Annotated in this window: 19 protein-coding genes; 10 read left to right on the top strand and 9 right to left on the bottom strand. The window is 72.3% G+C overall.

What is annotated here, in order from left to right; genetic code table 11:
- Window positions 1-8: 8 nt before the first annotated feature.
- Both lysS and SLAV_RS21515 read right to left on the bottom strand, forming a co-directional pair.
- Window positions 9-1,736, bottom strand: a complete 1,728-nt coding sequence (lysS, locus tag SLAV_RS21520; protein ID WP_030232141.1) for a lysine--tRNA ligase — start codon at window positions 1,734-1,736, stop codon at window positions 9-11.
- Between the two features lie 149 nt (window positions 1,737-1,885).
- Window positions 1,886-2,740, bottom strand: a complete 855-nt coding sequence (locus tag SLAV_RS21515) for a hypothetical protein (protein WP_030232143.1) — start codon at window positions 2,738-2,740, stop codon at window positions 1,886-1,888.
- A 208-nt stretch (window positions 2,741-2,948) separates the two neighbouring features.
- Here SLAV_RS21515 and argS point away from each other — a divergent pair, with 208 nt between their 5' ends.
- From argS to SLAV_RS41075, 7 genes are all read left to right on the top strand, one after another.
- Window positions 2,949-4,709 (top strand): arginine--tRNA ligase, encoded by a 1,761-nt coding sequence (argS, locus tag SLAV_RS21510; protein WP_030232146.1) that lies wholly within the window; start codon window positions 2,949-2,951, stop codon window positions 4,707-4,709.
- A gap of 432 nt (window positions 4,710-5,141) precedes the next feature.
- A complete protein-coding gene (locus SLAV_RS21505) occupies window positions 5,142-6,689 on the top strand; it encodes an alkaline phosphatase (protein WP_037687610.1) in 1,548 nt (515 codons plus the stop codon).
- An 89-nt stretch (window positions 6,690-6,778) separates the two neighbouring features.
- Window positions 6,779-7,321 (top strand): hypothetical protein, encoded by a 543-nt coding sequence (locus tag SLAV_RS21500; RefSeq protein WP_030232150.1) that lies wholly within the window; start codon window positions 6,779-6,781, stop codon window positions 7,319-7,321.
- 49 nt (window positions 7,322-7,370) lie between these two features.
- Complete coding sequence (locus SLAV_RS21495; RefSeq protein ID WP_037687611.1) at window positions 7,371-7,673, top strand: hypothetical protein; 303 nt, start codon at window positions 7,371-7,373, stop codon at window positions 7,671-7,673.
- Window positions 7,670-8,170 (top strand): hypothetical protein, encoded by a 501-nt coding sequence (locus tag SLAV_RS21490; RefSeq protein ID WP_051841074.1) that lies wholly within the window; start codon window positions 7,670-7,672, stop codon window positions 8,168-8,170. The genes SLAV_RS21495 and SLAV_RS21490 overlap by 4 nt, the downstream gene beginning before the upstream one ends.
- A gap of 259 nt (window positions 8,171-8,429) precedes the next feature.
- On the top strand, window positions 8,430-9,227 hold the full coding sequence (locus SLAV_RS21485; protein ID WP_030232161.1) for a VOC family protein: 798 nt from the start codon (window positions 8,430-8,432) through the stop codon (window positions 9,225-9,227).
- Between the two features lie 96 nt (window positions 9,228-9,323).
- Window positions 9,324-9,485 carry a hypothetical protein gene (locus SLAV_RS41075; RefSeq protein WP_158740712.1) on the top strand — a complete coding sequence of 54 codons (162 nt, stop codon included), beginning with the start codon at window positions 9,324-9,326 and terminating at the stop codon, window positions 9,483-9,485.
- Window positions 9,486-9,568: 83 nt separating this feature from the next.
- Here SLAV_RS41075 and SLAV_RS21480 read toward each other — a convergent pair whose 3' ends face one another.
- Together SLAV_RS21480 and SLAV_RS21475 are read right to left on the bottom strand one after the other, a co-directional pair.
- A complete protein-coding gene (locus SLAV_RS21480; RefSeq protein ID WP_030232166.1) occupies window positions 9,569-9,841 on the bottom strand; it encodes a DUF1876 domain-containing protein in 273 nt (90 codons plus the stop codon).
- A gap of 41 nt (window positions 9,842-9,882) precedes the next feature.
- Complete coding sequence (locus SLAV_RS21475; RefSeq protein ID WP_030232170.1) at window positions 9,883-10,650, bottom strand: TetR/AcrR family transcriptional regulator; 768 nt, start codon at window positions 10,648-10,650, stop codon at window positions 9,883-9,885.
- Between the two features lie 93 nt (window positions 10,651-10,743).
- Here SLAV_RS21475 and SLAV_RS21470 point away from each other — a divergent pair, with 93 nt between their 5' ends.
- Both SLAV_RS21470 and SLAV_RS21465 read left to right on the top strand, forming a co-directional pair.
- Entirely contained in the window at window positions 10,744-11,670 is a 927-nt protein-coding gene (locus SLAV_RS21470) for a daunorubicin resistance protein DrrA family ABC transporter ATP-binding protein (protein WP_030232172.1), read from the top strand.
- Window positions 11,667-12,416 (top strand): ABC transporter permease, encoded by a 750-nt coding sequence (locus SLAV_RS21465; protein ID WP_030232175.1) that lies wholly within the window; start codon window positions 11,667-11,669, stop codon window positions 12,414-12,416. The genes SLAV_RS21470 and SLAV_RS21465 overlap by 4 nt, the downstream gene beginning before the upstream one ends.
- 65 nt (window positions 12,417-12,481) lie before the next feature.
- Here the strand turns inward: SLAV_RS21465 and SLAV_RS21460 are convergent, their stop codons facing one another.
- The 4 genes from SLAV_RS21460 to SLAV_RS21445 form a co-directional block, all read right to left on the bottom strand.
- Complete coding sequence (locus SLAV_RS21460) at window positions 12,482-12,754, bottom strand: DUF1876 domain-containing protein (protein ID WP_030232177.1); 273 nt, start codon at window positions 12,752-12,754, stop codon at window positions 12,482-12,484.
- 58 nt (window positions 12,755-12,812) lie between these two features.
- Window positions 12,813-13,163, bottom strand: coding sequence for a hypothetical protein (locus tag SLAV_RS21455; protein ID WP_030232180.1), 351 nt, complete (start codon window positions 13,161-13,163; stop codon window positions 12,813-12,815).
- Between the two features lie 79 nt (window positions 13,164-13,242).
- Entirely contained in the window at window positions 13,243-14,244 is a 1,002-nt protein-coding gene (hemB, locus tag SLAV_RS21450; RefSeq protein ID WP_030232182.1) for a porphobilinogen synthase, read from the bottom strand.
- A gap of 42 nt (window positions 14,245-14,286) precedes the next feature.
- Complete coding sequence (locus SLAV_RS21445; RefSeq protein WP_373915079.1) at window positions 14,287-14,700, bottom strand: ATP-binding protein; 414 nt, start codon at window positions 14,698-14,700, stop codon at window positions 14,287-14,289.
- A gap of 157 nt (window positions 14,701-14,857) precedes the next feature.
- Here SLAV_RS21445 and SLAV_RS21440 point away from each other — a divergent pair, with 157 nt between their 5' ends.
- Window positions 14,858-15,637, top strand: a complete 780-nt coding sequence (locus SLAV_RS21440; protein ID WP_244225243.1) for a helix-turn-helix domain-containing protein — start codon at window positions 14,858-14,860, stop codon at window positions 15,635-15,637.
- 64 nt (window positions 15,638-15,701) lie between these two features.
- Here SLAV_RS21440 and SLAV_RS21435 read toward each other — a convergent pair whose 3' ends face one another.
- On the bottom strand, window positions 15,702-16,934 hold the full coding sequence (locus SLAV_RS21435) for a HEAT repeat domain-containing protein (protein ID WP_051841076.1): 1,233 nt from the start codon (window positions 16,932-16,934) through the stop codon (window positions 15,702-15,704).
- Between the last annotated feature and the right edge of the window lie 89 nt (window positions 16,935-17,023).

Here is a 17,023-nt window from a genome sequence, read left to right as displayed (position 1 = left end):
CGTACGGCTCAGGCGGCGAGCAGCTTGCGCACCCGGTCCGCGCCCACGGCGAGGAGCAGGGTGGGCAGGCGCGGGCCGGTCTCCCGGGTCACCAGGAGGCGGTAGAGCAGGGCGAAGAACTCGCGCTGGGCGACCTTGAGTTCGGGCGTCGGCTTGGCGTCGGGCTCCAGCCCGGCCAGCACCTTGGGCACGCCGTAGACGAGGGTGGTGAGCCCGTCGAGGGACCAGTGCGAGTCGAGGCCCTCCAGGAGCAGCCGCAGCTGCTCGCGGCCGTTCTCGTCGAGCGAGGACAGCAGCTCGGTGTCGGCGTCCTCGCGGACGAGGGTGCGCTGGTCGGCCGGGACCTGGCTGGTGATCCAGTTCTCGGCGCGGTCCAGGCGCGGGCGGACCTCGTCGAGGGAGGTCAGCGGCTGCGTCGGGTCCAGGTCGGTCAGGATGCGCAGGGTCTGCTCGTCGTGCCCGGCGGTGATGTCGACGACCGACGCGAGGGTGCGGTACGGCAGCGGGCGCGGGGTGCGGGGCAGCTCGTGGGAGGCGACGCGGACGGCGCGGGCGTGCGCGGCGGCGTCGGCCGGCAGCACGGTGCCGTCGGCGACCTTGCCCTCCAGCTTGTCCCACTCGTCGTACAGCCGCTGGATCTCCTGGTCGAAGGCGATCTTGAACGACTGGTTGGGGCGGCGGCGCGCGTACAGCCAGCGCAGCAGCTGCGGCTCCATGATCTTCAGCGCGTCGGCCGGGGTGGGGACCCCGCCCTTGCTGGAGGACATCTTGGCCATGCCGCTGATGCCGACGAAGGCGTACATCGGGCCGATCGGCTGCTCGCCGCCGAAGATGTGCACGATCTGGCCGCCGACCTGGAAGGACGAGCCGGGCGAGGAGTGGTCGACGCCCGAGGGCTCGAAGATCACGCCCTCGTGGGCCCAGCGCATGGGCCAGTCGACCTTCCAGACCAGCTTGCCGCGGTTGAACTCGCTGAGCTTGACCGTCTCGGTGAACTCGTCCTCGGTGCAGACGTAGGTCATCTCGGTGGTCTCGTCGTCGTACGCGGTGACCTTGGTGAAGTCCTTGCCGCACTCGCCGCAGTAGGGCTTGTACGGGAAGTAGCCGCCCTCGGCGCTGCTGCCGTCGTCCTCGGCGGCGGCGCCGGAGCCCTCGGCGGCCTCCAGCTCGGCCTCGTCGACCTGCTTCTGCTGGGGCTTCTTGCCGCCCGGCTTCTGCTTGGTGCGGTACTGGTCGAGGACCGCGTCGATGTCGGCGCGGTGCTTCATCGCGAACAGCACCTGCTCGCGGTAGGCGCCCGAGGTGTACTGCTCGGTCTGGCTGATGGGGTCGTACTCGACGCCCATCTCGGCCAGGGCCTCGACGAACGCGGCCTTGAAGTGCTCGGCCCAGTTCGGGTACGCGGAGCCGGCCGGGGCGGGCACGGAGGTCAGCGGCTTGCCGATGTGCTGGGCCCAGGACTCGTCGATGCCGGGGACGCCGGCCGGGACCTTGCGGTAGCGGTCGTAGTCGTCCCAGGAGATGAGGTGGCGGACCTCGATGCCCCGGCGGCGGATCTCGTCCGCGACCAGGTGCGGGGTCATGACCTCGCGGAGGTTGCCCAGGTGGATCGGGCCGGAGGGGGAGAGTCCGGACGCGACGACGACGGTTTTGCCGGGTGCTCGGCGCTCCGCCTCAGCGATGACCTCGTCCGCGAAACGGGAGACCCAGTCGGTCTCGGTGCTGCTCTGAGCCACGACACGTCCTTCTATCTCGAAATGCTGGCTACCGCCATTCTCCCAGACGGAAGCAGGCCCTCCGAGGTTGCCTGCGCGGCGCGGACCGGTCGGGCCTGCCGCCGGGTGGCCGCCGGGTGGCGGCAGGGTGGCGGCAGGCCCGTGCCGCGTCAGCTGTTCTGGTAGTTCTCGAAGTGCGCGTGGGTCAGCCGGTGCTCGGTGCCGTCGAGCGTCATGCCGATGGTCCACGGGCGGCCGGCGGCGTCCTGGACCTGACAGTTCTTCCCGTAGGCCACGGTGCGCGCCGTGTAGAGGTCGATCGCCGCGTCGCAGGCCGCCGTGAGGGTCTGCAGGTACTCCAGCGGGGTGTAGCGCCGGACGTTGGAGAAGAAGACCGCGGTCTGTTCCTTGCGGGAGCGCTGGTACTCCAGGAAGTGGCGTACGGCGCTGTCGCCCTGGTCGCTGAAGTAGCAGACCCGCCCGCGCGGTGTGGTGAACCGGCGCCCCTGTGCCATGCGCGTGGCGATCTCCTCCGCGGTGGGCCCGTCGGGCACCTGCTGCCGCTGGGCGGCGGGCGTGGTCCGCTCGGTCTGCCGCTGTACGGGTACGGGCACGGGTGCGGACTCCTCGTCGTCGGAGTCCTCCCAGCGGTTGGTCCTCGGCTCCTCGGTGTCGGCGTCCTCCATCGAGGAGGAGGACGTGGCGGCGGCCACGGTCGGCCGCCGGGCGGCGGCCGCGACGGCCCGTACCGCCTCGGCGATCTCCAGGACGGCGGCGAGGACCGGCCTGCCGCCGACCCGGTCGGCGAGGACCATCCGCCCGCCCCGCCGCAGGCCGTGCAGCCGGCTCGCGTCCATGTGCTCCGGGCCGCCGGTCCCCACCGACACGGCGAGCGGGACGTGGAGGGTCGGGTCCACGCCGAGGACGACCGTTTCCACCATCCGTCCGTCGGGGGTCTCGTAGTACGTCCGCAGGTTTTCGTCCGACAGGTTCACGTAGGTGCCGCCCGACGACATCTCCGTCATGTCCCCACCCTTCGACCGGACCGTCAAATCGGGCGGAGCCTATCCGCGGGGTGCGGGACCTGCCGGGCAAACCGGGAAAGATACGCCGTCATCTCCCCCCGGGTCTCCCCCCGGCCCTCGGCTGCCGCCGCGGACAAATCCCGGGATGTGGACAGGTGCACCGTGGGATACTCGACGGGCATCAACCGACTCACAGGAACGGCAGCTCATGGCCTCGGTCCCTTCCCTCGCTTCCTCCGTCGAACAGCGCGTCGCGGACGCCCTCGCCTCCGCCCTGCCGGAGGCCGGTGCGGCCGACCCGCTGCTGCGACGAAGCGACCGGGCCGACTTCCAGGCCAACGGCATCCTGGCGCTCGCGAAGAAGGCCAAGGCCAACCCGCGCGAGCTGGCGACGACCGTGGTCGAGGGCATCCCGACGGGTGACCTGATCCGGGAGATCGAGGTCTCCGGCCCCGGCTTCCTCAACATCACGATCACCGACCGGGCGATCGTCGAGACCCTCGCGGCCCGCGCCGCCGACGACCGCCTCGGCGTGCCGCTGTCGCCGTCCGCCGGCACCACGGTGATCGACTACGCGCAGCCGAACGTCGCCAAGGAGATGCACGTCGGGCACCTGCGGTCCGCCGTGATCGGCGCGGCGATGGTGGAGATCCTGGAGTTCACGGGCGAGACGGTGGTGCGGCGCCACCACATCGGCGACTGGGGCACCCAGTTCGGCATGCTGATCCAGTACCTGCTGGAGCACCCGCACGAGCTGGACCACAAGAGCGAGGAGGAGGTCTCCGGCGAGGAGGCCATGTCCAACCTCAATCGCCTGTACAAGGCCTCGCGCGCGCTCTTCGACTCCGACGAGGAGTTCAAGACGCGGGCCCGGGCGCGGGTGGTGGACCTCCAGGCGGGCGAGCCGGAGACGCTGGCGCTGTGGCAGCGGTTCGTGGACGAGTCGAAGATCTACTTCTACTCGGTCTTCAACAAGCTGGACATGGACATCCAGGACCCGGACGTGGTCGGCGAGTCCGGCTACAACGACATGCTGGTCGAGACCTGCGAGCTGCTGGAGCAGTCGGGCGTCGCCGTCCGCTCCAACGGCGCGCTGTGCGTGTTCTTCGACGAGTACAAGGGCCCGGACGGCAACCCGACCCCGCTGATCGTGCGGAAGTCCGACGGCGGTTTCGGCTACGCGGCCACCGACCTCTCCGCGATCCGCGACCGGGTGGGCAACCTGAAGGCGGACACGCTCATCTACGTGGTGGACGCGCGCCAGTCGCTCCACTTCAAGATGGTCTTCGAGACGGCCCGCCGGGCCGGCTGGCTGAACGACGAGGTCAAGGCCGTCCAGCTGGCCTTCGGCACGGTCCTCGGCAAGGACGGCAAGCCGTTCAAGACCCGCGAGGGCGAGACGGTCCGGCTGGTGGACCTCCTCGACGAGGCGATCGACCGCGCGGCGACCGTCGTGCGGGAGAAGGCCCAGGACCTGTCCGAGGCCGAGATCGGCGAGCGGGCCGTGCAGGTGGGCATCGGCGCGGTGAAGTACGCCGACCTGTCGACCTCCGCCGCGCGGGACTACAAGTTCGACCTGGACCAGATGGTCTCGCTGACCGGCGACACGTCCGTGTACCTCCAGTACGCGTACGCCCGTATCCAGTCGATCCTGCGCAAGGCCGGAGAGGCGAAGCCCGCCGCCCACGCGGAGGTGGCTCTCGCACCGTCCGAGCGCGCCCTCGGTCTGCACCTGGACCAGTTCGGCGAGCTCGTGGCGGAGGCGGCGGCGGAGTACGCCCCGCACAAGCTGGCGGCGTACCTCTACCAGCTGGCCTCGTTCTACACGACCTTCTACTCGGAGTGCCCGGTCCTCAAGGCCGAGACCCCCGAGCAGGTCGAGAACCGCCTGTTCCTGTGCGGACTGACCGCCCGCACCCTCTCGAAGGGCATGTCCCTCCTGGGCATCCGCACCCCCGAGAAGCTCTGACGCACCACCCGACGGCCCCCGGCGCAACCACCCCGCGCCGGGGGCCGTCGCGCGAGTACGCCCTCGCGCGCGACCCCGAGCTCGACCGGCGCGTCGCCGATCTGGAAGCCAGGGCCGCCGACGCCATGGACGTCGGCACGGCCCACGGCCTCCTCGACGCGGCTTCCCGCATCCGCCACCGGCTGCGTGCCCTGGAGCCGGGCGAGTGAGCGAGGAGTTCACCGGGCCGCCGTGGGCGGTGGACTACACCCAGGACGCCGAGAAGTACCCCTGCAGTAGGTGGCCGGCGCCACCCCGAACGGCCTTCGCGTGACCGTGTCCTGTCATGCTTTCCGCGTTCGACCGGGCAACACCCGGCGGTGGCGTTCCGTTCATGCGGCCCTCCTACGGTCGGCACGATCGTGCCGAACACCCGAGGGGGATCTCCCGCACATGCGCCGCAGACCGTTGAAGACGCTCACCGTCCTGGCCCTGGCCAGCGCCGTGGCCGCCGGCACCGCCGTCACCGCGAATTCCGCACCCCAGCAGAGCGACTCGCACCAGGACATCCGGAACGTCATCTACCTGCTCGGTGACGGAATGGGCCGCACCCACGTGACGGCCGCGCGCGACCGCTACGCGGGCGCCTCCGGCAAGCTCACCATGGAGACCCTCCCGAACACGGGCGCGGTCGCCACCTACGCCGTCGAGAAGAACAGCGCCAAGCCGGCCCTGGTCACCGACTCGGCCAGCTCCGCGACCGCCTGGGCATCCGGTGTGAAGACCTACAACGCGGCCATCGGCGTGGACGCGTACGAGAAGAAGGTCGCCACGCTGATGGAGCAGGCCCACACGGCCGGCTTCGCCACCGGCAACGTCTCCACCGCCGAGATCACCGACGCCACCCCGGCGGCCCAGTTCAGCCACGCGCTGCTGCGCGGCTGCCAGGGCCCGGTCTACTCCGACGCCGCCTGCCTCCCGAAGAAGGACGACGGCAGCTACGAGCAGGCCCCGGCGGACAAGACGCTGATCACGCCGATCGCCGAGCAGATCGCCCGCAACGGCACCGCCGACGTCATCCTCGGCGGCGGCCTGGCCCGCTTCGAGCCGGACGACCAGAAGGCCCTCCAGGCCCAGGGCTACCAGGTGCTCGGCAACTTCGGCGACCCGGCACTGCCCGCGCAGACCGCCGCCAGCCAGAAGGTCGCCACCAAGGCCGACCTGGACAAGGCCGCCGGCAAGAAGGTCATCGGCCTTTTCAACCGCGGCAACCTGACGGTGGAGCAGAACAAGGCGGCCCTGCCGGCCGACGCCCCGCAGAAGCAGGAGCCCTCGCTCGCGGACATGACCCGCAAGTCGATCCAATTGCTGAACGACCGCAAGCAGGGCGGCTCGTACGACCGCAACAAGTCGAAGAAGGGCTTCTACCTCCAGGTCGAGGGCGCCCAGATCGACAAGCGTTCGCACGCCAACGACGCCGCGCAGACCCTCGCCGAGGTCAAGGCCTTCGACGACGCGGTGAAGGCCGCCTACGAGTTCGCGAAGAAGGACGGTCACACCCTGGTGGTCGTCACGGCGGACCACGAGTGCGCCGGCTTCAACATCATCGAGAAGGGCACCTACACCAACGCCGAGGCCGTCGCGCCCCCGGCGAACACGGACGCCGGCAACACGGCCAACAACAGCGTCCCCTCGCGTGCCGCCTCGGGCGCCAAGGACCCGGTCCGCTCCAGCGGCATCGTCAACGGCGCCGGCGCCGGTGACGCGAAGAACTTCGGTCCGGCCACCTTCCGTACGCCCGACGACCCGGCGGACGTGAAGGACGGCAGCCCCGAGGCGAGCCTGTGGCTGACCTACCTGTCGGGCAACCACACCGGCGCCGACGTGCCGATCTTCGCCTACGGCCCGAACGGCAACGCCTTCGCCACGAGCCAGATCAACACCGAGCTGTACGGCAAGCTGTACCGCTCGCTGTTCGGCCGCTCCCCGCAGCACCACTGATCCCCGGGCGGCCGGGGCCGGGGGCGCACTCCCCCCGGCCCCGGCCGCCGTCGTTCCCGGCCCCTTCCCGGCCTCCCCAGGAGCTTCCGTTGACGTACCTCCCCCGCCGCGCGGCGGCCGCCGCCACGTCCGTCGCCGCCCTGTTCGCGCTGGTCACGGGCTGCTCGGGGGCCGAAGCCCCGGCCCCCGCCGCCGAGGCCCCGGCCGCCGCCGCCTCCCCGGTGGCCCTGCCCGCCCCCCGCAGCGCGCCCTCCCCGGCCGCCGTCCTCACCCCGGCGCCGACGGCGGGCGAGGTCCGCGTCCAGCAGGGACCGTTCACCGACCGCGTGCAGCTGACCGGCCTGCGCCTGACGGCCTCGCCGTCCTCCGTCACCGGGCACGTCGCCATCGGCTCCGACGTCAGCGACACCCTGGCCCTGGAGATCACCGCCGCGTACTACGACGCGGAAGGCCGCCTGCTGGGCACCGGCACCTTCCACCACGCGGAGGAGGGCGAGGAGGCGCACGCCGGGCAGCCCCACACCGGCCCGCGCGCGGCCGGTGACGGCATCGACTTCACCGTCCCCGCGGACCACCTCACCGGCACCCCGGCCGGCGCGGTCCTCTCGATCCCGGTCCTGGTCAACGAGTAGCCGCCGCAAGGCTCCGACACCGCGTAACACGCCGTGCTACGGTGACGTCATGGCCTCCAAGGAGCGGTTCAGCATCAGCATGGACGCCGCACTGCGCGCGAGAGTCAAGGAGCACGCCGAAGCCATGGGGCTCGACGTCTCCTCATACGTGACGGCAGCCGTGCTGCGCCAGATCCACGAGGACATCGCCGTCGCGCGGCGCTTCGCGGACATCGACGCCGACATCGCGGCGACCGAGGCCCTGCCCGCACCGACCGGCCGGGAGGACGCCTTCGACGAGGCGGAACTGGCAGCCGCGCGGGCGGGCATCGCCCAGGCCCTCACCCCCGACGCCCGGGACTCCGCCGCGTGAGCAGTCCCGCCTTCGTCTACGACGCCGGGATGCTGATCGCACTGGAACGCGGAGACCGACCGGCGGGCCTCCTGCACCGGGTCCTCACCGAGCAGGGGCACCCGCCGATCGTCCCGCTGCCCGTATTGGCCCAGGCCTGGCGGCCCGGCCGGTGGACGCCGCTGACCCGCGCGGTGCCGCAGTGCGTGGTCTTCGGGGTGCACGCCTCGGCTCCGCCCTCGTGCGGGGTGTGCCAGTCGGGGCACCTGGTGGACGACGCCAAGCGGGCGGGCCGCCTCCTGGCCTGCGCAGCGATCCCCTCCGAGAAGCGCCCGGACGCGGTCGACGCGCTGGCCGTCGTCATCGCCGCACGCCACCCCGAGGCCGTCATCGTCACCTCCGACCCCCGCGACATCACCGCCTACCGGGACGCACTCCCCGGAGCCGCGCAGTCGATCCGAGTCCTGGACGTCGCAGACCTCGCCGCCTTCCTGGCGGGCAAGCGCGTCCTGCGCTGACCCGCCCCACCGCGTGCCGCGGGTCACGGGGAACGTTCCCCACCCTGTCGCCGGCCGCGCTCACGCTGACCGCCGGGGCGGGGGTCCCGCCCCCCCACCCGGCCGTCACCGGGATCGCCCTCACCGACGGCGTGCGCGTCCCCACCCGAAAGGGGCCGTACGCCCGTTCACCCGTACGGTCCGATTTCCGCCCGCCGGGGCCGGGTAGGGGACGGCCCGTCCTTCCCCCGAGCGCCACCCGGAGGCATCCGTGCCCGACATGAACGGCCCCTACAAGCCCGGCACCCCGTGCTGGATCGACCTGATGGTCCCCGACCAGCAGGCGGCCCTCGACTTCTACTGCGACCTCTTCGGCTGGCAGGGCGAGGTCGGGCCGGCCGAGACCGGTGGGTACTCCGTCTGCACCCTCAAGGGCAAGCCGGTCGCCGGGATCATGAAGGCGATGAACCCGGACGGCAGCGTCCCCGACCCGCTGCCCCCGACGGTGTGGACCACGTACCTGGCCACCGACAACATCGACGGCACCGTCAAGTCCGTCACCGACGCCGGCGGCACGGTCATGATGGGCCCGACGGACGTCATGGACCTCGGCCGGATGGCAGTGATCGCCGACCCGACCGGGGCCGTCGTCGGCCTGTGGCAGCCCGGCACCTTCGACGGCGCGGGCATCGTCAACGAGCACGGCGCGCTCATCTGGAACGAGCTGACCACCGCCGACCTCCCGGCCGCCTCCGCGTTCTACTCCTCCATCCTGCCCGTCACCACGCACCGCTCCGAGATCCCGGGCGCCGAGGGCTACATCGAGTTCCAGGTCGACGGGCGCGCGGTCGGCGGGATGATGGACCTGACCCAGCTCCCGCCGGGCGTACCGCCGCACTGGCAGGCCTACTTCCACGTGGACAGCGTCGACGAGGTCCAGGCCGCCGCCGTCCGGGCCGGCGGCAGCGTCCTCGCCCCTGCCTTCGACATGGCGGTCGGCCGGATGGCCGTCCTCGCCGACCCGCAGGGCGGCGCCTTCTCGGTGATCACCGCGACCACCCCGGAGCAGCCGGCCTGACCCCGCCCCCCGGGGCCGCGGACCGTGACGCGCCCGTGGGCGCAGGGAGTTCCCCGCATCCACGAGAATGGCGGGACGCGGCCACCAGGGGGAGCAATGGGCTACTTGATCGTCATCGGGTTCGCCCTCGCGTGGGTGGGCTTCACCATCTGGCGCGAGCGCGGACGCCCGAGCCGCGGCCGCCGCTCGCAGGGCGACGCGGGTTCCTTCTACGGCTGCGGCGGCGACTCGTCCTGCGGAGGTGGCGGGGGCGACTGACCGCGCCCCTGCCGCGGACGACGGCCCGGGCGTACTCACGGCCGGGCCGGGCCGCCGCGCCGGCCCCTTCCCTCCGGGAGCGGTCAGCGCTCGATCGGGTAGGACGTGCGCCCCGACGCACCGTCGATCTCGTCGTGCGCCTTGGTGAGCAACTGCTCCTTCAGATCGTTGAGCGCGCGGGCCGCCGCGATCTCCTCTCCCACCCTGGGCTGGTTGCCGTCACTGGGGTGACGGCTGGAATAGCCGTGCGAGCGCAGCTCGCTCCCGTCCGGCAGCCGGACGAGGGCGGCGGCGCGGGTGCGCTTGCTGTCCTCCTGGAACTCCACGTCCACATGCCATCCGACGGCATCCTTCATGGCGATCACCTCCGAGGCCACTGCTTTCCAGGGTGCACCCGTCAGCCCGTCCCCGCCCGTCCCGCGACCAGCGGCGCGAGCCCGTCCAGGATCCGCTCCAGCCCGAAGCGGAACTGGAAGTCCGGCTCGCCGGAGCCGCTGAAGGCGTCCGAGTCCAGCAGCCGCGTCACCGCCGGGTGCGCGTCCGGGCCTGCGAGCAGCCGCAGGGTGCGGACGTACCGGTCCAGGGCCTGCTGCGGCGTGACTCCGGACTTCACGATGGCGTCGATCATGTCGGCGGCCATCGTGGCCTCGTTCCGCACCAGGCCCCCGATCAGGATGATCGTGGAGAGCTTCTCGCCCTCCTCCAGGCCCGTGCCGGCCATCGCGGCGAGCCCCCGGTCCATCCAGGCGAGCTGGTTCGGGGTGGCCGGCGGGGCCGTGATCGGGATGCGCAGGATCCAGGAGTTGGCCATCAGGACGGCCCGCTGCGCGTACGCCCATTGCGTCAGCAGCTCGCGCCAGCCCAGGTCCTGCGCCCCGGGCGGCAGCGGCGGCGGGGTGCCGACCCCCGCGTCGGCCATGAGGACGTACAGCTCCTCCTTGGCGGCGACGTAGCGGTAGAGGGACATCGTCGAGGCGCCCAGCTCCTTGGCGACCCGGCCCATCGACACGGCGTCCATGCCCTCCGTGGCGGCGAGCGCGACGGCCGCCTCCACGATCCGGGGCAGCGTGAGCGTGGGGCGCGGCCCCTTGCCGGGGCGTTCGCGCAGGCCCCAGGCCATTTCCAGGCTCGCCGGGAGCCCGGTCCCGCTGTCCTCGTCCGCCATGACCGCCCACTTCTCGATTGACCCCCATCCTAGTTCTGTGTATTACTTACGCAGAAGAGCGTATGACATACGCAGAAGGGAGCACCGTCCCTCATGACCCCGCGCGCCCTCGGCATCCACGCCACCGGCCTCACCAAGTCCTACGGGGACCTGCGCGTCCTCGACGGCCTCGACCTCTCCGTCCCGCGCGGCTCCGTCCTCGCCCTCCTCGGCCCCAACGGCGCCGGGAAGACCACCACCGTCCGGGTCCTCACCACCCTCACCGCGCCCGACTCCGGGACCGCCCGCGTGGCCGGGCACGACATCACCGGCGCGCGGGCCCTCGTACGGGAACGCATCAGCCTCACCGGCCAGTTCGCGGCCCTCGACGACCTCCAGACCGGCGCCGAGACCCTGCGCATGACCGGCAGGCTCACCGGGCTGTCCGCCCGCGAAGCCCGCGCCCGCGCCGGTGAACTCCTCGACCGCTTCGGCCTGTCCGAGGCCGCCGACCGCCTCACCAAGACCTACTCGGGCGGAATGCGGCGGCGCCTGGACCTCGCGGCGAGCCTCGTCGGCAAGCCCGCCGTGCTGTTCCTGGACGAGCCCACGACCGGCCTCGATCCGCGCAGCCGCGCGGAACTCTGGGACCTCGTACGGGAACTGCGCGCCGACGGCACCACCGTCCTGCTCACCACCCAGTACCTGGAGGAGGCCGACCGGCTCGCCGACCGCGTCACCGTCCTCGACTCCGGCCGCGTCACCGCCGAGGGCACCCCCGCCGAACTGAAGGCCCGCGTCGCCGGACACCGCCTCGACCTCACCCTGACCAGCCGAGACGCCTACGAGGCCCTCACCGCCCGCGCCGTCCACCACGACCCCGGCGCACTGACCCTCGGCCTGCCCACCGACGGCACCGCCGCCCACGTCCGCGCCCTGCTCGACGAACTCGACCCCGACCGCACCGGCGTCGAGCGCTTCACGCTCCGCACCGCCACCCTCGACGACGTCTTCCTCGCCCTGACGGGAGCCCCCCGATGACCGGTACCGCCGCCCTCACCATGGCCGGGCGCAGCCTGCGCATCAGCCGGCGCAGCCCCGACGCGCTGATCGCCGCCCTGATGCTCCCCGTCATGCTGATGCTGATCTTCGTGTACTTCTTCGGCGGCGCCATCGACACCGGGACGGCGTACGTGACCTACGTGGTCCCCGGCGCCATGCTCCTGTGCGCGGGCTTCGGCGCGGCGAGCACCGCCGTGAGCGTGGCCGACGACATGAAGAACGGCATCGTCGACCGCCTCCGCTCCCTGGACGTGGGCGGCGTCCCCGTCCTCGCCGGACACGTCACGGCATCGGTCGTCCGCAACCTCGTCTCGACGACCCTCGTCCTGGCCGTCGCCCTCGCCATCGGCTTCCGCCCCCGGGCTTCGGCGCCCGCCTACCTCGCCGCCGCCGGGCTCCTCGTCGCGTACATCACCGCCATCTCCTGGCTGGCCGCGACGCTGGGCCTGCTCGCCAAGTCCCCGGAGGCCGCGGGCGGGTTCACCTTCCTGATGATGTTCCTGCCCTACCCGTCCAGCGCCTTCGTCCCCATCGACACCATGCCGTCCTGGCTGCACGGCTTCGCCGGCCACCAGCCGCTGACCCCGGTGATCGAATCGCTGCGCGCCCTCCTCCTGGACCGCCCGGCGGGCAACGCCCCCTGGACCGCCCTCGCCTGGTGCGCGGCGATCACCGCCCTGGCCGTCACCCTGGCGGGCGTCCTCTTCCGGCGCCGCACCCGCTGAGCGGGGGCGCCCGCACCACCGGGCCCGTGCCGGACGGGGGTCAGCACGGGCCCGGACCGCGGCGGTCAGGCCGTCAGCGGGTAGGAATGCCGTCCCGTGGCCTCGTCGATCTCCCCGTGGGCCTTCTGGAGCAGCTGGCCCGCGAGGTCCATCAGGGCCCGCGCCCCGGCGATCTCCTCACCTACCCGCAACTGCTCCGGGTCGGACGGGTGCCGCATCGCGTAGCCGCGCGCCCTGACCTCGGAACCGTCGGCGAGCCTCAACAGGGCCGCCGCGTTCGTGCGGTGGCCGTCCTCGGTGAACTCCATCTCGACGTGCCAGCCTGCGAGTGTGGGCATGGCGGACCACCTCCACTGTGCCGTGCGCCTCTCCCCCCAGCCTGCTCCTCCCACCCGGCTAGGGCCAGTCGACCATGGCGGCGAAGACGATCACGTTCAGCACCACGGCCCCCGGCGCCGCCAGCGCCAGCGCGAGCCGCCGCCCCCGGTTGCCGCGGTTGCGGGGCAGCGCCCAGCAGGCCACGAGCAGGAGCAGTACGAGGACCAGCCCGCCCGTGAACACCGTCCACGCGGGCCCGAAGCTCGCGTCGAAGCGGTCCGAGGCCGCGTCCTCGCAGGAGTCGCAGGCCATCGGGGAGAGCCCCGCGAAGAACAGGGTGACGGCGGCGGCGGGCAGCGTCAGCAGGGTGGAGACGAGCGGGGCGACGTACGCGCGGCGGTCGCGCTCTACAGGGGCGGTGGTGTCCATGCCCCCACTCAAGCCGGACGGCGCCGGGCCGGCATGAGTGTCCGTACTCATCCCGGCCCGCGCACCGCACTCAGCGCACTCAGCGGGTCTCGCGCAGCCAGCCCGCGACCTCGGTCGCCCAGTAGGTGAGGATCGTGTCGGCGCCCGCCCGCTTGATGCCGAGCAGGGTCTCCAGGATCGCCCGGTCCCGCTCGATCCAGCCCTTCTCGGCGGCGGCCTCGACCATCGCGTACTCGCCGCTGATCTGGTACGCCGCCACCGGCACGTCCACGGCCTCCGCGACCCGGTGGAGGATGTCCAGGTACGGACCGGCGGGCTTCACCATCACCATGTCGGCGCCCTCCTCCAGGTCCAGCGCCAGCTCCCGCAAGGACTCGCGGGCGTTGGCCGGGTCCTGCTGGTACGTCTTGCGGTCGCCCTGGAGGGAGGAGGCGACGGCCTCGCGGAAGGGACCGTAGAAGGCCGAGGAGTACTTCGCGGTGTAGGCGAGGATCGAGACGTCCTCGTGGCCCGTCTCGTCGAGGGCGTCGCGGACGACGCCGACCTGGCCGTCCATCATGCCGCTCGGGCCCACCACGTGGACGCCCGCGTCGGCCTGGACCTGCGCCATCTCCGCGTACCGCTCCAGCGTGGCGTCGTTGTCGACGCGGCCGTGCTCGTCCAGGACACCGCAGTGGCCGTGGTCGGTGTACTCGTCCAGGCACAGGTCGGACATGATGACGAGGTCGTCGCCGACCTCGGCCTTCACGTCGCGGATCGCGACCTGGAGGATGCCGTCGGGCTCGGTGCCCGCCGTGCCGAGCGCGTCCTTGTTCTCGTCGGCCGGGACGCCGAAGAGCATGATCCCCGAGACGCCCGCCTCGACCGCCTCCACGGCGGCCTTCCGCAGCGTGTCCCGGCTGTGCTGGACCACGCCCGGCATCGCCGAGATCGGCAGCGGCTCGGTGATGCCTTCCCGGACGAACGCCGGGAGGATCAGGTCCGAGGGGTGCAGCCGGTACTCCGCGACCATCCGCCGCATGGCCGGGGTGGTGCGCAGCCGGCGGGGCCGGGAGCCGGGGAAGGATCCGTACGCGCTCATTCTCAGTCGCCTCTTCGAGCATCGACAGCAGTCCCCCCAAGCCTAGGGGCCCGCCGTCCGCACCCCGAACTCGCACCACACCGCCTTGCCGGGCATCCTCGGCGTCACCCCCCACCGGTCCGCGACCCCGGCCACCAGCAGCAGCCCCCGCCCGCCCTCTGCCCCCGGATCCCGGTCCGCGATCCGGGGCCGCCCGCCCCCGCTGTCGTGCACCTCGGCCCGGACGGCCCCGTCGAAGAGCATCAGCCGCACCCGGTAGTACCGGCCGGGCGGGACGCCGTGCAGCAGGGCGTTGGTGGCCAGCTCGCTCACGCAGAGCAACAGGTCGTCCCGACGACATGTGACACCCCACGCGTGCAATGTCTCCGCCGTGAACTCCCTGGCAGGGCGGACGGATTGGGGGCTGCGGGGGAAGTACCGCTCACGCAGCAGGGCCGGATGGATTTCCACGTTCACGCAGCGATCGTCGCGATGCGTCATTAGCGTGGGCAAGACGATCGACCCGTACTCCTTGATGAGTACGGGTCGATGCCTGCATCCCGCCTACGTACGTGGGGAGTTCACCGCCATGCCCCCACGCAGAGCACCCCGGTCGAACGAGACGGCCCTCACCATGGTCGGCGCGCAGGTAGCCGCCGCCAGAGCCGCCAAGGGAATGACCCAGCGCGCCCTGGCCGAAGCGCTGCACATCGACGTGGAGACCGTCGCTTCCATCGAGCAGGGCCGGCGCGCGCTGATGCCGAATGTCGCCGAGAAGATGGACCGGGCCCTCGACCTGCCCGGCCTGTTAGCGGTCGCGGCGAACAGGATGCCGGAGGTGAACACGCTCTTGGCCTGGGAGGAGGAGTACTTCGCCAGCGAAGCCGAGGCCGTCGCCCTGTCCTGTTTCGAGGCCACGCTCGTGCCCGGCCTGCTTCAGACCGAGGAGTACGCCCGGGCTCTGTTCGGCTGCCGCGTGCCCTATTTCGGCGAGGAGAAGATCGAGTCCCAGACGGCACGCCGCATCAAGCGTCAGGACATCCTGTACCGCCGGGTCCCGCCCACTCTCGGTTTCGTCGTCTCGGAATCAGCGCTGCGCGACCGTATCGGCGGCGATGACGTCCGCCGGAGGCAGTTGCACCACCTGCGCGAATGCGCTGACCAGCCAACGATCTCTCTCCAGGTCCTCCCCCTCGGCCTCGCCGGTCACGCAGGTATGGCGGGTTCGTTCACCCTGCTGGAAATGCCCGATCACCAGCGCGTCGCGTACTTCGAGAACCAGCGCATCAGCATCGTCATCCGGGATCCCGATGAGGTCAGCATGTTCGCTCAGAGGCATGCGGTGCTGCGATCCCAGGCCCTCAATGTCGCAGAGACAAAGGCCCTGTTGGAGCGGCTGCTAGGAGAGGCGTGAGCACCGCACTGAAGTGGTTCAAGTCCAGTTACAACAGCGACCGGGGCGCCGCCCTGGAGCGACTTCACCCGTTGGGTGCGTTCCTGAGGCGCCAGTGCCACAGCCCGTCGAGCCGGGTGTCGTGTGCGAACTCCGGGCCCAGTGGGCCCACCCGGGCGTAGGCCTCCGGCGTCCGGGGATCGTCCCGTAGGGCCAGGCCGTAGGCGGCGCTGAGCCGGACGTCCTGCTCCTCCGCGTCCAGGAGCTCCGCCAGCGCCTCCGTGACCTCCGGCGAGCGGTCGGCGCCGCGGGCGGTGGCCCGCACGGCCCGGTGCCGGACCTGTGGGTCCGCGTCCCGGAGCAGGGCGAGCAGCACCGCCCTGTCCGGCTCCCCGAGCTCCTCCCCGCCCAGCACCCCGGCGGCCTCCGCCCGTACCCCCGCGTCGGGGTCCCGCCCGAGGTCGCACACCGCCCGTGCCGTCTCCGGGTCCAGCGGCCGGTCGAACATCCACGGCACCCGGCTCCGCACCCGGGGGTCCGGATGCCCCGCGTACCGCAGCCCGAACTCCCGCGCCTGCGGGAGGTCCTCCTCGGACACGAGCCGGAGCACCCTCGCCAGTACCCCGGCGTCCCGTTCCGTGTCGGCCCAGCCGGGAAGCAGCTCGGCACGCCGCTTCTCGTACCAGGGGGCGTGGTCCGTGACGCCGGACATCAGCCTGCCCAGGCCCAGGAAATCGGCGACGAACGCCCGGTGCGCGGGCGAGGGGTGCCGGCGGAAGTCCACCACCTCCCGCCACGTCTCCGCGCTCTGCCGCGACAGCAGCACCCAGCAGGCTGCCGACCGGTCGACGTGCTCCTCGTCCCCCGCACCGTCCTCGTGCCGCACCGCGCGGGCCATCAGTTCCCCGACCGGGGCCAGGATCCGGTACCGCCACTCCAGCTGGGTCAGGACGGCTCCGTGCCCGGCCCGTACGGTGCGCCCGCCGAGGGTGACCTCCTCGACGCGGTCTTCCGTGCCGTCCCGCACCCACCGGACGTCCGCCGGGCCCGTCGCCCCCGTCAGCCGCCGCAGCTCGCCCTCCGCGCCCCGCTCGTACCACCAGCGGGCCGCGACCAGCAGCCGGTCTCGCTCCGCCTCCGGCAGCGGCGCGGAACGCTCGTCCAGCAGCGCCGACACCACCGCCGGGGAGCCCCCTTCGACGGCTTGCAGCAGCACCCGGTCCGGGTCCGCCCCGGCCGCGACCAGCTCCTCGACGGTCTCCACCGCGTACGCCGCGACCGCCGCGCACAGCCCCGACATCCCGTCCCGCTCCGCCATCCGTCCCCCTTCGTCCGGCGGCGATCCTCGCCCGACGGGGGCCGGCGGACCACCGGATTACCCCCGGGAACGGGGGAAGGGGCCCGGGT

This window comes from Streptomyces lavendulae subsp. lavendulae (assembly GCF_002803845.1).
Classification (GTDB): domain Bacteria; phylum Actinomycetota; class Actinomycetes; order Streptomycetales; family Streptomycetaceae; genus Streptomyces; species Streptomyces lavendulae.
Note: the sequence above shows the minus strand (reverse complement) of the source record. Positions and strands in the feature narration are given on the sequence as shown.

Bases quoted from the DNA above. Each gene is read 5' to 3' on its own strand.
- hemB (WP_030232182.1), bottom strand. From the start codon at position 14,244: ATGAGCGCGTACGGATCCTTCCCCGGCTCCCGGCCCCGCCGGCTGCGC.
- SLAV_RS41075 (WP_158740712.1), top strand. From the start codon at position 9,324: ATGGGCTACTTGATCGTCATCGGGTTCGCCCTCGCGTGGGTGGGCTTC.
- SLAV_RS21440 (WP_244225243.1), top strand. From the start codon at position 14,858: ATGGTCGGCGCGCAGGTAGCCGCCGCCAGAGCCGCCAAGGGAATGACC.
- SLAV_RS21455 (WP_030232180.1), bottom strand. From the start codon at position 13,163: ATGGACACCACCGCCCCTGTAGAGCGCGACCGCCGCGCGTACGTCGCC.
- argS (WP_030232146.1), top strand. From the start codon at position 2,949: ATGGCCTCGGTCCCTTCCCTCGCTTCCTCCGTCGAACAGCGCGTCGCG.
- SLAV_RS21495 (WP_037687611.1), top strand. From the start codon at position 7,371: ATGGCCTCCAAGGAGCGGTTCAGCATCAGCATGGACGCCGCACTGCGC.
- SLAV_RS21505 (WP_037687610.1), top strand. From the start codon at position 5,142: ATGCGCCGCAGACCGTTGAAGACGCTCACCGTCCTGGCCCTGGCCAGC.
- SLAV_RS21460 (WP_030232177.1), bottom strand. From the start codon at position 12,754: ATGCCCACACTCGCAGGCTGGCACGTCGAGATGGAGTTCACCGAGGAC.
- SLAV_RS21485 (WP_030232161.1), top strand. From the start codon at position 8,430: ATGAACGGCCCCTACAAGCCCGGCACCCCGTGCTGGATCGACCTGATG.
- SLAV_RS21480 (WP_030232166.1), bottom strand. From the start codon at position 9,841: ATGAAGGATGCCGTCGGATGGCATGTGGACGTGGAGTTCCAGGAGGAC.
- SLAV_RS21435 (WP_051841076.1), bottom strand. From the start codon at position 16,934: ATGGCGGAGCGGGACGGGATGTCGGGGCTGTGCGCGGCGGTCGCGGCG.
- SLAV_RS21515 (WP_030232143.1), bottom strand. From the start codon at position 2,740: ATGACGGAGATGTCGTCGGGCGGCACCTACGTGAACCTGTCGGACGAA.
- SLAV_RS21470 (WP_030232172.1), top strand. From the start codon at position 10,744: ATGACCCCGCGCGCCCTCGGCATCCACGCCACCGGCCTCACCAAGTCC.
- SLAV_RS21465 (WP_030232175.1), top strand. From the start codon at position 11,667: ATGACCGGTACCGCCGCCCTCACCATGGCCGGGCGCAGCCTGCGCATC.
- SLAV_RS21475 (WP_030232170.1), bottom strand. From the start codon at position 10,650: ATGGCGGACGAGGACAGCGGGACCGGGCTCCCGGCGAGCCTGGAAATG.